Source organism: Sphingomonas sp. Xoc002 (assembly GCF_050408055.1).
In the GTDB taxonomy this organism is placed as follows: Bacteria; Pseudomonadota; Alphaproteobacteria; order Sphingomonadales; family Sphingomonadaceae; genus Sphingomonas; species Sphingomonas yabuuchiae.
The window spans coordinates 3,672,943-3,687,728 of record NZ_CP191175.1; the positions used below are offsets into that span (position 1 = coordinate 3,672,943).

At 66.6% G+C, this 14,786-nt stretch carries 16 protein-coding genes; 5 read left to right on the top strand and 11 right to left on the bottom strand.

Annotated elements, in window-relative coordinates; all coding sequences use genetic code 11:
* Positions 1-144: 144 nt before the first annotated feature.
* Genes egtD through gluQRS form a run of 5 tightly spaced genes read right to left on the bottom strand, consistent with a single transcriptional unit; the run spans position 145 to position 4,093 of the window.
* A complete protein-coding gene (gene egtD, locus ACQR50_RS16825) occupies positions 145-1,122 on the bottom strand; it encodes an L-histidine N(alpha)-methyltransferase (protein ID WP_428969185.1) in 978 nt (325 codons plus the stop codon).
* A gap of 2 nt (positions 1,123-1,124) precedes the next feature.
* Positions 1,125-2,396: an ergothioneine biosynthesis protein EgtB gene (gene egtB / locus ACQR50_RS16830; RefSeq protein ID WP_428969186.1), complete on the bottom strand. Its 1,272-nt coding sequence runs from the start codon at positions 2,394-2,396 to the stop codon at positions 1,125-1,127.
* Positions 2,397-2,435: 39 nt separating this feature from the next.
* Positions 2,436-2,999: a cob(I)yrinic acid a,c-diamide adenosyltransferase gene (locus ACQR50_RS16835; RefSeq protein WP_428969187.1), complete on the bottom strand. Its 564-nt coding sequence runs from the start codon at positions 2,997-2,999 to the stop codon at positions 2,436-2,438.
* 4 nt (positions 3,000-3,003) lie between these two features.
* Entirely contained in the window at positions 3,004-3,231 is a 228-nt protein-coding gene (locus ACQR50_RS16840) for a twin transmembrane helix small protein (protein ID WP_056435854.1), read from the bottom strand.
* A 10-nt stretch (positions 3,232-3,241) separates the two neighbouring features.
* The gene (gene gluQRS, locus ACQR50_RS16845) at positions 3,242-4,093 is read right to left on the bottom strand and encodes a tRNA glutamyl-Q(34) synthetase GluQRS (protein WP_428969188.1); all 852 of its coding nucleotides are present in this window, start codon (positions 4,091-4,093) and stop codon (positions 3,242-3,244) included.
* Positions 4,094-4,203: 110 nt separating this feature from the next.
* Here gluQRS and ACQR50_RS16850 point away from each other — a divergent pair, with 110 nt between their 5' ends.
* The 5 genes from ACQR50_RS16850 (at position 4,204) to ACQR50_RS16870 (ending at position 9,788) form a co-directional block, all read left to right on the top strand.
* Positions 4,204-4,770, top strand: coding sequence for an HNH endonuclease (locus tag ACQR50_RS16850; RefSeq protein WP_042485172.1), 567 nt, complete (start codon positions 4,204-4,206; stop codon positions 4,768-4,770).
* Between the two features lie 17 nt (positions 4,771-4,787).
* Entirely contained in the window at positions 4,788-5,246 is a 459-nt protein-coding gene (locus ACQR50_RS16855; RefSeq protein WP_184105633.1) for an EF-hand domain-containing protein, read from the top strand.
* 77 nt (positions 5,247-5,323) lie between these two features.
* Positions 5,324-6,589, top strand: a complete 1,266-nt coding sequence (locus ACQR50_RS16860) for a hypothetical protein (protein ID WP_428969189.1) — start codon at positions 5,324-5,326, stop codon at positions 6,587-6,589.
* 113 nt (positions 6,590-6,702) lie between these two features.
* Complete coding sequence (gene ppc, locus ACQR50_RS16865; protein ID WP_428969190.1) at positions 6,703-9,378, top strand: phosphoenolpyruvate carboxylase; 2,676 nt, start codon at positions 6,703-6,705, stop codon at positions 9,376-9,378.
* 5 nt (positions 9,379-9,383) lie between these two features.
* Positions 9,384-9,788 (top strand): OsmC family protein, encoded by a 405-nt coding sequence (locus ACQR50_RS16870; RefSeq protein WP_428969191.1) that lies wholly within the window; start codon positions 9,384-9,386, stop codon positions 9,786-9,788.
* 134 nt (positions 9,789-9,922) lie between these two features.
* Here ACQR50_RS16870 and ACQR50_RS16875 read toward each other — a convergent pair whose 3' ends face one another.
* The 6 genes from ACQR50_RS16875 to ACQR50_RS16900 form a co-directional block, all read right to left on the bottom strand.
* Entirely contained in the window at positions 9,923-10,279 is a 357-nt protein-coding gene (locus ACQR50_RS16875) for a chorismate mutase (RefSeq protein WP_428969192.1), read from the bottom strand.
* A 206-nt stretch (positions 10,280-10,485) separates the two neighbouring features.
* On the bottom strand, positions 10,486-11,133 hold the full coding sequence (locus ACQR50_RS16880; RefSeq protein ID WP_428969193.1) for an FMN-binding negative transcriptional regulator: 648 nt from the start codon (positions 11,131-11,133) through the stop codon (positions 10,486-10,488).
* Complete coding sequence (locus tag ACQR50_RS16885; protein ID WP_428969194.1) at positions 11,130-11,627, bottom strand: methylated-DNA--[protein]-cysteine S-methyltransferase; 498 nt, start codon at positions 11,625-11,627, stop codon at positions 11,130-11,132. The genes ACQR50_RS16880 and ACQR50_RS16885 overlap by 4 nt, the downstream gene beginning before the upstream one ends.
* 50 nt (positions 11,628-11,677) lie before the next feature.
* Entirely contained in the window at positions 11,678-12,073 is a 396-nt protein-coding gene (locus ACQR50_RS16890; protein ID WP_428969195.1) for an acyl-CoA thioesterase, read from the bottom strand.
* Complete coding sequence (locus tag ACQR50_RS16895; RefSeq protein WP_428969196.1) at positions 12,070-12,675, bottom strand: DedA family protein; 606 nt, start codon at positions 12,673-12,675, stop codon at positions 12,070-12,072. Before ACQR50_RS16895 ends, ACQR50_RS16890 begins: the two co-directional genes overlap by 4 nt.
* Positions 12,651-14,717 carry a S9 family peptidase gene (locus ACQR50_RS16900; RefSeq protein ID WP_428969197.1) on the bottom strand — a complete coding sequence of 689 codons (2,067 nt, stop codon included), beginning with the start codon at positions 14,715-14,717 and terminating at the stop codon, positions 12,651-12,653. Before ACQR50_RS16900 ends, ACQR50_RS16895 begins: the two co-directional genes overlap by 25 nt.
* Positions 14,718-14,786: the final 69 nt, after the last annotated feature.

Genomic DNA, 14,786 nt, shown 5'->3' on the forward strand with positions numbered 1-14,786 from the left:
GAAGTACATGCCGTGGGGCTTTGCCAAGGCCTGCTTTGCGAGCGAGGTCTTGGCCGAACCGGGAGTCAAAACGTCGGCTCCGACGAAAAAGACGCATCGAACTAACAAAAATTAGATTTTAGTCGCGATATCACGACAGGACGTTCATGGCGCAAGCCGAGCCGATTGCGCTTCGGCCAGATAGACCGAAAACAGCTGATCCGGGTCCGTCCAGTCCTTCACCGGGGTCCAGCCCCCCGCACGCAGCAGGATCTTGGCATCGCGCGGGCCATATTTGTGGCTGTTCTCGGTATGGATCGTCTCGCCCGCCGCCATGGCGAAGGGGCGTCCTTCGATGGTGAAGTCGACATCCTGCTGCGCCGCCAGATGCATCTCGATCCGCGAGCGGTCGTCGTTCCAGATGGCTCGATGGCGAAAGGCGTCGACCGGGATGGTCCCATCCAGTTCGCGATTGATCCGGTCGAGCAGGTTGCGGTTGAACGCCGCCGTCACGCCTGCCGCATCGTCATAGGCGGGGACCAGCACGTCGCTGGGCTTGGTCCGGTCCATGCCAATCAGCAGCATCGCCCCCTCACCCAGCGAGCCGCGCATCGCACGCAGCAGGTCGGTCGCCATGGCGGGCGTCATGTTGCCGATGGTCGATCCGGGGAAGAACCCCAGTTTCGGCGCATCCGCCACCATCGCGGGCAGCGTCAGCGGGCGCATGAAATCGCCCTCCAGCGGATGGATGGGCAGGTCGGGAAACGCCTGTTGCAGCCCGCGCGCGGATTCGCGCAGGAAGTCGCCGGAAATGTCGATCGGCACATAGGCCGATGGCTCGACACAGCGCAGCAGAACCGGCGTCTTGGTCGAGGAACCCGATCCGAATTCGACCACCGCGCGCCCCTTGCCGACATGCGCGACCAGATCGGGGCACATGGTCTTCAGGATCGTCGTCTCGGTCCGCGTCGGATAATATTCGGGCAGGTCGGTGATCGCCTCGAACAGCTCGGACCCCTTGCGGTCGTAGAACCAGCGCGCGGGGATGGCGCGCGGACGACGCTCCAGCCCGGCAAGGACGTCGGCGCGGAAGGCGGGGTCGGCCAGCGACATCTGGCCGTCCTCGATCTCGGGCTTCAGCATGCTTAAAGATCCTTTGCCAGGCGGACGCCGGTGAACTGCCAGCGTTGATGGGGGTAGAAGAAATTGCGGTAACAGGCGCGGGCATGGCCCCGCGGCGTCGCGCAGCTGCCGCCGCGCAGGACGAACTGCCCGTTCATGAACTTGCCATTATATTCGCCGACCGCGCCCTCGACGGGGTGGAAGCCGGGATAGGGGCGATAGGCGCTGCCCGTCCATTCCCAGACATCGCCGAAAAAGGCCGGGCCACTCGAGGAGGGGCGCGGCTCGATCGCGCCCGCGCGGTCCAACTGGTTGCCGCCCGATGCGTCGAACGACGCGGCCGCCGCTTCCCACTCGAACTCGGTCGGCAGTCGCGCACCTGCCCAGGTGGCGAAGGCGTCGGCCTCGTAGAAGCTGACATGGGTGACCGGCGCGGCCGGATCGATCGGACGTCGCCCGTCGAGCCCGAACCGCGTCCAGCCGCCGTCGCGCTGTTCCCAATAGAGCGGCGCGGCGATGCCCTCGCCTTTCACCCAGGCCCAGCCGTCCGAAAGCCAGAGCCGCGCGTCATGATAGCCGCCATCGTCGATGAACTGCATCCATTCGGCATTGGTGACGGTGCGGTCGGCCAAGGCATGGCCCTGAAGCAGCGCCTGATGACGCGGCCCTTCGCAATCGAAGGCGAAGCCCTGCCCGTCATGGCCGATCTCGACGATCCCCGTCCTGCCCTCGATCCAGCCGATCGGACCGGGCATGGCGACGGGAGCTTTCGACTCGGGCGTATAGATTGCTGGTTCGAGCGGGTTTTCCGAGAACAGGTGCAGAATGTCGGTGACGAACAATTCCTGGTGCTGCTCCTCGTGATGACAGCCCAGCGCCACCAGTTCGAGCGCCTCGGCGGGCAGGTCGGGCAGCGCCGCCAGCAATGCGGCATCGACATGGGCCCGATAGGCGCGCACCTCGTCCAGCGTCGGCCGTGTGATCATCCCCCGGCGATGGCGCGCATGACGCTTTCCCTCCGCCTCGTAATAGCTGTTGAAGAGAAAGGGGAAGCGCGGGTCGTGCAGGCCGTAACCCGGCACATGGTCGCGCAGCACGAAGGTTTCGAAAAACCAGGTGGTATGCGCCATATGCCATTTGGCGGGCGAAGCGTCCGGCATCGACTGGACGGTCGCATCGGCATCGGACAGCGGCTCGGCCAGCGCCAAGGTCAGCGCGCGGACCGAGCGATAGCGGGATGCCAGGGAATCGGCAGGTGTCAGGGTCGCCGCAGAGGACGGCACAAGGGTCGGCATTGGGCGCTCCCCGGGATAGCGGGAAACGCGGTCGGCCCCTTACCGTACCATGCGTGCCCCTCCTGGAACCCAAAGAACGTCCGATGCGCCGCTTTGGTTCATCGTGCGCGCAGCGACAAAAAGCCAATCCGACAATCGGTTGAGATAGGCGAGCGCGGGCGGGTTGATCGCCTCCTGCCCGGCCAGCGCCACGGCGGCGCGCTCGGCCCGCCGGGCGATGGCGCGCGCCAGATGCAGATGCGCGGACGCCGCGCTGCCGCCAGGCAGGATGAAGCTGGTCAGCGGGGACAGCGACGCGTTCATCGCGTCGATCTCCGCCTCCAGCCGCGCGACCTGCTCGGGCACGATGCGAAGCGCCCCCTCCACCTCTCCGGGCGTGGCAAGATCCGCGCCGAGGTCAAACAGATCGTTCTGGATCATGGTCAGTCGCTCGCCCAGCGGCCCCTCGACCGACAGCAAGGCCACGCCGATCGCACTGTTCGCCTCGTCCACCTCGCCGATCGCGACCATGCGCGTATCCACCTTGGAACGGCGCGATCCGTCGACCAGCCCGGTCGTGCCTTCGTCGCCGGTCCGGGTGTAGATTTTCGTCAGCTTGACCAAGGAATCAGGTCCGCCCTGCCATGAACAGCAACAGCACGACCACGGTGATCGCCAGCGCCTGGAAGAAGATGCGCTGCTGCATCATCCGGTTGGACTTGAGCTGCGACGCGGTCGGCCCCTCGCCCTTCGCCTCGGCGGTCGCCTCCTGGAGAAAGGTGATGATGCCGCGCACCAGCGCGACCAATGTGGCGAGCATCGCCGCGATCAGCAGGATCACGAGAAAAGTGGTCATGCCCTTGAGCTTACGCCTCCCCCAGCCGAAATCCAGCGGGAAGCATATTGCGCCGCAGCGCATTCGCCAGCGCGTGGCCGTCCTCCCCCGCCTCGCGCATCGCCGCCAGGGCGGGCGCACCGTGGCGCTTGGCCAGACGCTGGCCGTCCGTGCAGACGATCAGCGGGTGGTGGTGATAGAGCGGCGTCGGCACGTCCAGCAGCGCCTGGAGCAATCGGTGGACATGGGTGGCGTCGAACAGATCGACGCCCCGCACCACGTCGGTCACGCCCTGCGCCGCATCATCGACCGTCACCGCCAGATGATAGCTGGCGGGGGCATCCTTGCGCGCCAGGATGACGTCGCCATGGGCGAGCGGGTCGGCGACGACCTCGCCCGCATATTCGTCCTGCCAGGTCAGCGGCCCGGCGCGATCGACCGCGCGTGCCATGTCCAGCCGCCAGCTGTGCGGCTCCCCCATCCGCGCGGCGCGCGTCTCGTGCGACACATGGCGGCACGTCCCCGGATAGAGCGGCGTCGCGCCATGCGGCGCCGACAGGCTGGCGGCGATCTCGGCGCGGGTGCAGAAACAGGGATAGAGCAGATCGGCCAGCCGTGCCTGCGCCGCCGCATAAAGGTCCAGCCGCTTGGACTGGAAGGACAGGTCGTCCCATTCCAGCCCCAGCCATTCCAGATCGCGCAATATCGCATCGACATGCTCGGGCCGACTGCGCGTGCCGTCGATATCCTCGATCCGCAGCAGGAAGCGCCCGCCCCCCGCACGCGCCAGATCGAACGCACGCACCGCCGACAGCGCATGGCCCAGATGCAGCCGCCCGGTCGGGCTGGGCGCGAAACGCGTGGCGCGTGGCGCTCCACTCATCGCCCGCCCTCTTGACCGCGATTCCAATAGCATGTTCTCATACGCCCGAGTGTCATAGCCATGTCACGCGCTTGCGCGAATAGCGTCGGCGTACATCGATGGGAGGAGCTGTGTTTCATCCCGATTTGATCCGACACCCGGACAGTTGTCCGGCGCTCGTACTGAATGCGGACTATACGCCGCTGTCCTATTATCCACTGTCGGTCTGGCCCTGGCAGACCGCGGTGAAGGCCGTGTTCCTCGACCGGGTGGATATCGTCGCCCATTACGAGCGCGAGGTGCGCAGCCCGACCGCCAAGGTCAAGCTGCCCTCGGTCATCGCGCTCAAGCAATTCGTGAAGCCGTCGCAATTCCCGGCCTTCACCCGTTTCAACCTGTTCCTGCGCGACCGCTTCTCCTGCCAATATTGCGGATCGCACCGCGACCTGACCTTCGACCATGTCATCCCGCGCGCGCAGGGCGGCCGCACCACCTGGGAGAATGTCGTCACCGCCTGCGCCCCCTGTAACCTGAAGAAGGGCGGGCGCACCCCACGCCAGGCCGCGATGCCGCTCCACATCGAGCCGATCCGCCCGACAAACTGGCATTTACAGGAACATGGCCGCAGCTTCCCGCCCAATTATCTGCATGAAACATGGCACGACTGGCTCTATTGGGACGTTGAGCTGGAAGCGTAACGAAGCGGGAGTGTCGAATGCGTGGATGGGCAAGGGGCCTGATCAGCCTGGGATTGATGGCACTGGCCGCCACCACCACCGCCTGTGGCAAGAAAGCGGAGAACCGCGCCGAAGCCGACCGCGCCGCCGCCAAGGCGGGCTTCGTGCCGCCCTCCGTCACGTCCCGCGTCGACTTCGGCAGCATGATGGCGCGCCGCTTCCGCGAACTCGACCGCGACGGCAACGACATCATCACCGCCGATGAAATGCCCACGACCAATTCGCGCCTGTGGGAGCTGGACCGCAACAAGGATGGCGAGATCACCGAGAGCGAGTTCTTCGAGGGGATGCTGGCGCGCTTCGACCGGATGGATCTGAACCGCGACGGCACCGTCACCTCCGAAGAACGCGAGGCATCGCGCACCGAACGGCCCGCGACACCCGCCAATCCGGTCGCGACCGGCGCGAACGCGACCCCGCCGGGGAATGCGAACTGACGCCACGGCGCCCGGTACGGAGGACCTGGGCAAGGCCGACAAGTTGCGTCAGATTATGCCCATCGGGGGGCATAATTGTGCGCAAGCTATGGATGACGGTGACGCTGATGGCCTGCGCAACCACGCTGTCGGCCCAGGAACCCCAAAAGAAGCCGCCCTTTGCCGATCGCCTGGCGCAGGTCCGATCGCATTTCAGCGTCGACGCGACCGGACTGCACGGCCCAGGCGCCACGACCATCGCCGATGCCGTCACCAAGGCGCGCTATGTGATGATCGGCGAGGATCATCTGTCGCGCGAAATCCCGATGTTCGTGCGCGGCCTATGCCGTCTGATGGCGCCGGACGGGCTGCGCGCCTTTGCGGTCGAGACGGGGCCCGAGGCCGCCCGGATCGTCAACGCCCATCTCCGCCGCCCCGACCGGGTCGCGCGCCTTACTGCGTTCATGCAGACGCATCCCGACGGCATGGCCTTCCAGAATGGCCGTGACGAAAGCGACATGGCGGCCGATTGCGCCAAGATGGCCGGGCCTGACTTCGCGATCTGGGGTTTGGACCAGGAATTCTTCGGTGCGTCGGGCTTGCTGCTCGAACAGATGCAGGCCGCACACCCCGGCCCCGTCGCCCGCACCGCGATCGCGCGGCTGGTCGAGCTCGACCGCGCAGCCAGCCAAAAGGCCATGGCATCGGGATCGGTCGGCGATCTGCTGATCTTCACGATCGGCGAGGCTCAGCTGGCCGACGCGGACGCCGCCATCCGGCGCGACGGCGGGCAGCGGGTTCGCGAGCTGTTCGACAGCCTGGTCGAGACGCGCGCCATCTATCTGGGGCAGAATGACGATGGCTATGCCTCGAACGGACGCCGAGCCCGTCTGATGAAGCGGACGCTGATGAAGCATCTGGCCGAGGCCCCCAAATCGGCGCGGGTCCTGTTCAAGTTCGGCGATCTCCACGCCGCCAAGGGCGTCAACGGGCTAGACCAGCGAGACCTGGGCAATTTCATCGCCGAACGCGCCGAGGGCGAAGGCGCCGAGTCGCTGCACATCGCAGTCTATGGCGCCAGAGGCGTGCATGCCCTTTACAACGGCGTGGGGCGGCAGGTGCGGACCGAACCCTTCGTCATGACCGACGATGCGGACTATGCTTGGCTGAAGGACGCGCTGGGCGGGCTCGACAGCGGCTCTTCCGAATGGATGCTGGTCGATCTGCGCCAGCTTCGTGCCCATCCGCCCAAGGATATGCCGCCGACATGGCGCCGAAAGAGCCTGCAATTCGACCTGCTGGTCGTCGCACCGACGCTGACTCCGTCGACTTTGATGGGATCGCAGGCGGTTCCCAAGCCCTGACCCGACAAGGGCACGTGCGCAATATCCCATAATTGTCACTACTAGATATTATACCAAAATTACCATCCGCAATCGGTTGACGCCTGCCCTATTGCGTTGCAGCAATAGCGCCCATGACGACCCTGCCTCCGATCGCCAACAATGCCGATATCCGCTTCCTGGGTGCCCAGCTCGGTGATGTGATCCGCCGTTATGGCGGCGACGCGCTGTTCGAGGCGACCGAGGCGATCCGGCGTGCCTCGGTCGATCGCTATCGCGGGCTGGGCGAGGACGGGTCGGTCGACCTGCAACTGGAACGCCTCGCGCTCGACGAGACGCTGGATTTCGTGCGCGGTTTCATGCTGTTCTCGATGCTCGCCAATCTGGCCGAGGACCGGCAGGGCATTGCGCGCGAGCCGGGCACCGACATTGCCGAGGTGCTGGCGACGCTGTCCGAACAGGGTATCGACCGCGAGGCGGCGATGGAGCTGCTGGCGCAGGCGCTGGTCGTCCCGGTACTGACCGCGCACCCGACCGAGGTGCGGCGCAAGAGCATGATCGACCACCGCAACCGCATCGCCGAACTGCTGGCGATGCGCGATGCGGGCCGTGACGTCACGCCCGATGGCGACGATGTGGACGCGGCGATCGGCCGCCAGATCGCGCTGTTGTGGCAGACGCGCGTGCTGCGCCGCGAGCGGCTGTACGTCACCGACGAGGTCGAGACGGCGCTGTCCTATTTGCGCGACGTGTTCCTGCCGGTGCTGCCCGCTTTGTACCAGCGCTGGGACAAGGCGTTCGGGGCGCGCGTGCCCGCCTTCCTGCGCCCCGGTTCGTGGATCGGCGGCGACCGCGACGGCAATCCCTTCGTCACCGCCGAGTCGCTGACCACCGCGCTCGCCCAGGCGGCGGACGCGGTGCTGACCCATTATTGCGAGGGGGTGCACGCACTGGGCGCCGAGCTGTCGATCTCGACCGGCCATGCGCAGGTGGACGAGGCGGTGCTGGCGCTGGCCGATGCCAGCGGCGACGAGGCGCTGAGCCGCTCGGACGAACCCTATCGCCGCGCGCTGTCGGGCATCTATGCGCGGCTTTCGGCCACGCATCAGAAGCTGACCGGCAAGACCCCGCCGCGCCCCGGCCGCCTGACCGGCGAGCCCTATCCCGACCCCAAGGCACTGCGCACCGATCTGGTCGCGATCGCGCGGGGGCTGGCCGCGCAGGGCGACGGGGCGCTGGCCAGCGGCGGCGCGCTCGGGCGGCTGATCCGCGCGGTCGAGACGTTCGGCTTCCACCTCGCCACGCTCGACCTGCGGCAGAATTCGGCGGTGCATGAACGCGTCGTCGCCGATCTGCTGAAGGTGGCGGGCGTCGAGGCGGATTATCTGGCCCTGGACGAGGAGGCGCGCGTCGCACTGCTCCGCCGCGAACTGGCCAATGCCCGGCCGCTGTTTAGCCATTATGCCGACTATTCGGACGAGACGCGCTCCGAACTGGCGATCGTCCAGGCCGCCGCCGATGCCCATGCCACCTATGGGCCGAAGTGCATCACCAACTATATCGTCTCGATGGGCAAGTCGGTGTCCGACCTGCTCGAAATCAACCTGATGCTGAAGGAATTCGGCCTCTACCGCCCCGGCGAGCCCGCCACCGCCGCGATCATGGCGGTGCCGCTGTTCGAGACGATCGAGGACCTGGAGGCCGGGCCGGAGATCATGCGCGCCTATTTCGCGCTGCCGGAGATTGCCGCGATCGTCCGCGCGCGCGGCCATCAGGAGGTGATGATCGGCTATTCGGACTCGAACAAGGATGGCGGCTATCTGACCTCCACCTGGTCGCTGTCCAAGGCGTCGAGCGCGTTCCGCCCGGTCTTCGACGATCTGGGCGTCAGGATGCAGCTGTTCCACGGGCGCGGCGGCGCGGTCGGGCGCGGCGGCGGCAGCGCCTTTGCCGCGATCCGCGCCCAGCCGCACGGCACGGTGCAGGGCCGCATCCGCATCACCGAACAGGGCGAGGTGATCGCGGGCAAATACGGCACGCGCGACTCGGCGCTGACCAATTTGGAAGCCATGGCGTCGGCGACGCTGCTCGCCAGCCTGGAGCCGGACCGGCTGTCGGCGGCGGACACCGCGCGCTTTACCGCCGCGATGGAAGAACTGTCGGCCACCGCCTTCTCCACCTATCGCGGGCTGGTCTATGGCACCGAGGGTTTCCGTACCTTTTTCCGCCAGATGACCCCGATCGCCGAGATTGCGGGCCTGAAGATCGGCAGCCGCCCGGCCAGCCGCAAGAAGTCCGACGCGATAGAGGATCTGCGCGCCATCCCCTGGGTGTTCAGCTGGGCACAGGCGCGCGTCATGCTGCCGGGCTGGTACGGCGTCGGCACCGCGATCGCGAATTTCGAGGACAAGGCGTTGCTCGCCGAGATGGCGAAACACTGGCCCTTCTTCGCGGCCACGCTGGCCAATATGGAGATGGTGCTGGCCAAGTCCGACATCGGCATCGCGCGGCGCTATGCCGGGCTGGTCGAGGACGAAACCCTGCGGGACGCGATCTTCGGACGAATCCATGACGGCTGGCACCGCGCGCGCGACGGCCTGCTGACCGTCACCGGCCAGACACGCCTGCTGTCCGACAATCCGGCGCTGGAGGCATCGATCCGCCTGCGCCTGCCCTATATCGAGCCGCTCAACCTGCTGCAGATCGAACTCATGAAGCGCCACCGCGCGGGCGAGGACGATCCGCGCATCGGCGAGGGTATCCTGCTGTCGATCAACGGCATCGCCACGGCGTTGCGCAACAGCGGGTAAGAGCGGTGGCGGATTTCGTCGTTCATTACGAGGGCGGCCTGCGCTGTCATGTCGCCCATCCCGACAATGGCACGGTGCTGGTCATGGACGCGTCGCAGGAACTGGGCGGGCGCGGCGAGAATTTCTCGCCCAGCGACCTGCTGTCGGTGTCGCTGGGCGGCTGCGTGCTGAGCATCATGGCGATGGCGGGCCGCGTCGCCGGGCTGGAACTGGCGGGTGCGACGGCGACCGTGACCAAGAAGATGGGCAATGCGCCGCGCCGGATCACCACGCTGGGCGTCACGGTTCGGGTGCCGGGGCGATATGATACGGCGCAGCGCAAACGACTGGAGGCGGCAGCGGCCGCCTGTCCGGTTCATGCGGTGCTGGGAATCGACGCGCCGATCGCGATCGTTTGGGACGGGGACTGACTTTCGCAATTCCTCCCCTGCAAGGGGAGGGGAACCAGCGAAGCTGGTGGAGGGGTGTAGCCGCTGGCCGTGACACCCCTCCGACAGCCCTGCGTCCTGCCACCTCCCCGGCAAGGGGAGGAACAGGCCTGAACCTACCGCCTCTTCTGCCGCACTTCCTCCGCCGTGAACCCCTCGACCATCGCGCGGAAGGTCGCTTCCGCCACATCCCGGCTTACCCCCTGCGTCGCGGCCTTTTCCCGGATGCGCGTCAAAATTTGCCGAATCCGCGCCTCGTCCCGGACCGTCGCGGCCGAGGCCTTGAAGCGCCCGGCTTGTGTCACATAGCGCGACCGCTCGGCCATCAGGCGCAGAATTTCGTCGTCGATCCGGTCGATGTTGGTGCGCACTTCCCCCAGAGTCCGGCAGCAGGGCGTGGCAGGCCCCTCTGCCGGGGCGGGCGCGGATAGCAGGATGGCGAGAAGCATGGAGCAAATGGGCAACAGGCGCATCTGGAGTCTCCGACACGGGACCGATATCCGGCCCGGTACGGCCGCACTTCCCCCGCCACCAGTGACATCGCCGTCACGTTGCGGTGATCCGATTCCTCCCTTTGCAAGGGAAGGGATGTCCTGCTCTCGAGAGGGCGACACCCCTCCGTCAGGCCTTCGGCCTGCCACCTCCCCCTTCAGGGGAGGAATGAATTGGTAAATCCGCCTTACCCCGCCCGGTCGCGCTCGGCCTGTTCCATCACCGCCGCCATCGCCCAGTCACCGGGCGCGTCCGATGCCGCCAGTCCGGCGATCACGCCGCGCCGATTGGGCTCGGGGTGATGCTGGGCGATTTTCCACACCCCCTCCAGCCGGGCAACGCGCAGGGTCAGGCCGACGATGCCGCGCTGCAAGCCATGGATGAAATCCACAGGCGCATCGTCCATCGACCAGGGTTCGGCCCGCCCCGCTTCCCTCGTCTCCGTCAATCGTGCGAGATGCGCCGCCAGCCATTCGGGATCGCGGGTGACGGACAGGACCCCATGCGCCTGTATCACCACATAATTCCAGGTCGGCACGACCTTCCCATGCTCGCGCTTGGTGGGATACCAGCCGGGATGGACATAGGCATGCGGCCCCTGGAAGATCGCCAGCGCCGCCGCACCGCCCTCGGCCAGCCGCCAGACCGGATTGGCGAGCGCCACATGCCCTTCCAGGATCAGCGCCCCGCCATCGCGCGATGCGATCATCGGCAACGACACCGCCTCGGGCACGCCATCACGCACCACGACCAGCGAAGCGAGGCCGATTTCCGCAACCGCCTCCAGCAGCACCTCTTCCCGCGTCTCGCGAAAGGCACGCGGCGGGTAGCTCATGCCAGCGCCAGCGTCGGCTCGCCGCGTTCGTGCGCCAGCAGCCATTGCTTGACCGCCAGTCCGCCCGCAAAGCCGGTCAACGTGCCGTTCGCGCCGATCACCCGGTGACAAGGCGTCACGATCGATAGCGGGTTGCGCCCGTTCGCCGCTCCGACCGCGCGCGATGCCCCCGGCCGCCCGATCGCGGTGGCGAGCGCGGCGTAGCTGCGCGTCTCGCCATAGGGAATAGCGCCCAGGCCGGTCCACACCGTCTTTTGAAATGCGGTGCCTACCGGGTCGAGCGGCAGGTCGAACTCGCGGCGCTCTCCTGCGAAATACTGCGACAGCTGGCGTATCGCTTGCGTCAGCACCGCATGTGCCGGATCGTCGCGTCGTTCGGGCAGCATCACCCGCCCCACCCGCTCCTCGGCCCACAGGACGGCGCGCAGGCCCTGCTCGCTCGCCACGAGGGTCAGCTCGCCCACCGGCGAGGCCATGGTGCATTGGCTCAACATGGGCGCGACCTTAGCGCAGGGGCGTGTCCGAAGCGTCCCGCTTCTTGCGGTCAAAGCCGAAAGAAGGGCGCGGCGATCTCGGGCGTGACGCGAAGCAACCGGCCGGTGGCGCGGTCGATCAGCGCCCAGGTCGTCACCGCCTCCACCTTCACCCGACCTTCCGCATCCAGAAAGCGGACATGCCGGTCGAAGCGCGCGCCCTTGGGCGGGTCCGGCACCCAGGTTTCGGCGGTCACCGTCTCGCCCGCCACGACATTGCCGCGATAGTCGATCTCGTGCCGCGTCACGACCCAGACATGGGCGGCGGCATGTTCGGGGGGCACGACGGATTCCCAATGCGCGCCCGCAATCGCCTGAATCCACTGGACCCAGACGGCGTTGTTCACATGGCCCAGCTCGTCGATATGATCGGGCTGGGCGGTGAAGGTCTTGGTGAAGCGGCTCATGCCTGGTCGTCCGTTTCCCTGTATCGCAACCACAGCGCGCGGACGCCCCAGCCGATGGCGGCGGCGATCATCACCAGCCCGGCCGCCATCAGGATGTGCGGCAGTGTCGGGCGATAGCGCGCGGCGAGTTCGTGAAACGCCTCGCCGAACAAATAACCGATGCCGGTGAAGATCGCTGCCCAGCACAAGGCGGATGCGGCATTGACCGCGACGAACAGCCGGGTCGACACATGGCTGGTGCCCAGCGCCACCGGGCTGATCGTGCGCAGGCCGTAGAGAAAGCGGAAGGCAAAGATGAAGCCGACCGGGTATTGCTCCATCAGCTTCGTGACGCGCGTATAGACCCGCCGCTTGCGCAGCTTGCCCACCCAGCGCCCGTCGCGCGCCCGCCGGCCGATGGTGAAGAAGACCTGGTCCGCCAGGAACGACCCGATCGCGGCAGCGAGAAAGGCGGCGGGCCAGCCGATCAGCCCCTGATGCGACAGGATGCCTCCCGTCACGACCGCCGTCTCTCCCTCCAGCCCGGCGCCGAGCGCGATGGCCGCGACGCCGTAGCGCGCGACGATCGCCTCTATGCTCAGGATTCGACTCCCATCTGCCACAGGATGAAGGCGTGCTCCTCCGCGCCCTCGCGCAGGCTCTCGAACCGGCCCGACTTGCCGCCATGCCCGGCACCCATATTGGTCTTGAGCAGCAGCAGATTGTCGTCGGTCTTGGTCGCACGAAGCCGGGCGGCCCATTTGGCGGGCTCCCAATAGGTGACGCGCGGATCGTTCAGTCCGCCCGAGATGAACATCGGCGGATAGGCCTGGGCCTTCACATTGTCATAGGGGCTGTAGCTGCGGATCAGCTCGAACGCCTTGGCGTCCTCGATCGGATTGCCCCATTCGGGCCACTCGCCCGGCGTCAACGGCAGTTCGGCGTCCAGCATCGTGTTGAGCACGTCGACGAACGGCACATCCGCGATCACCGCGCCCCACAGCTCGGGATCGGAATTGACCACCGAACCCATCAGCTCGCCGCCCGCCGAGCGGCCTGCGATGGCGATCTGGCCCGCCTTGGTCCAACCGCCCTCGATCAGCCCCTTCGCCACGTCGACGAAATCGTGGAAGGTGTTGGTTCGCTTTTCCAGCTTGCCGTCCAGATACCATTGCTGGCCCAGATCGTCGCCGCCCCGGATATGCGCGATGGCATAGGCGAAACCGCGATCGAGCAGGCTCATGCGCCCCGTCGAGAAGCCCGGCGGGATGGCATAGCCATAGGCGCCGTACGCATAGAGGAACAGCTTGCCCGATCCGTCGCGGGGGAAGTCCTTGGGATAGACGATCGACACCGGCACCATCGTCCCGTCACGCGCGGCGATCTTCAGCCGCTCGGTCCGGTACTTGTCGCCGTCATAGCCCGACGGGATTTCCTGCACCTTCAGTACGGTCAACCCGCCGGTCGCGACGTCGTAATCATAGACGGTGCCCGGCGTGACCATGGATTCGTAACCCAGCCGCAGGACCGAGACGTCGTATTCGGGATTGTCGCCCAGGCCCGCCGTATAGCTCGCCTCGGGGAAGTCGATCCGCTGGGGTATGGTCGGGGTGTCGTAACGATGGATGGCGATGCGGTCCAAGCCGTCCTCGCGCCCCTCGACCACGAAGAAGTCCTTATAGCACTCCACCCCGGTCATGTAGAAATGCGGATTGGGCGCGATCAGCTCGTGCCAGTCGCCGGGATTGTCGATCGAGGCGGTGCAGAGGCGGAATTGCGGATCCACATCGTTGGTGTGGATGAACAGCGTGCCGTCATGCTCGTCCACGTCATATTCGCGGCCCTCCTTGCGGGGGGCGACCAGGATCGGTTCGGCGAAGACATTGTCGGCAGGCAGCAGCCGCACCTCGCTGGTGACATGGTCGCCGGTCGCGATCACGATCCAGTTGCGCGCGGAGGTCTCCGCGACGGCGACGCGGTAACCCTCGTCATCCTCGTGGAACAGCTCGACATCTTCGGCGACATCGGTGTCCAGCTTGTGGAAGCGCGCATTGTCGGTGCGCCACTGCGCGTTCGCCACGCCGTAGAGGAAACCGCTATCGTCGGCGACCCAGACGATCTCCGACAGCATGCCGGGAATGACCTCGGGCAGATGCTCGCCTGTCGTCAGGTCCTTGATCCGCACCTCGAACCGTTCCGAGCCATTGTCGTCGATCGCATAGGCGAGGTAACGGCCATTGTTGCTGATCGAGAAGGCGCCCAGCCGGAAATATTCCTTGCCCTCGGCCAGAGCGGGTTCGTCGAGCAGCAGCTCGTCCGGACCGCCCGCCACCGGCTTGCGCCACCATTTGCGATATTGCCCGCCGGTCTCGAACCCGGTCCAGTAGAGCCAGTCGCCATCCTTTTGCGGGACCGAGGATTCGTCCTCCTTGATCCGCCCCTTCATCTCTTCGTACAGCCGGTCGATCAGCGGCTGGCGCGGCGCCATGACCGCCTCGAAATAGGCGTTCTCCGCTTCGACATAGGCGAGGATGTCCTTGTCCTCGACCTCCGGATAGGCCGGGTCCTTCAGCCAGGCATAGGGGTCGGTGATGGTGATCCCGTGCGCGGTGAAGCTGTGCGGGCGGGTCTCGGCAATGGGCGGCGTCGGCGCGGGTTCGGTCATCGCCCGGATGTAGCTAGGGTTACGCCCCGCCGGAAGGGGTGGAGGACGGATTCTCCCAGCCTCCGCTCA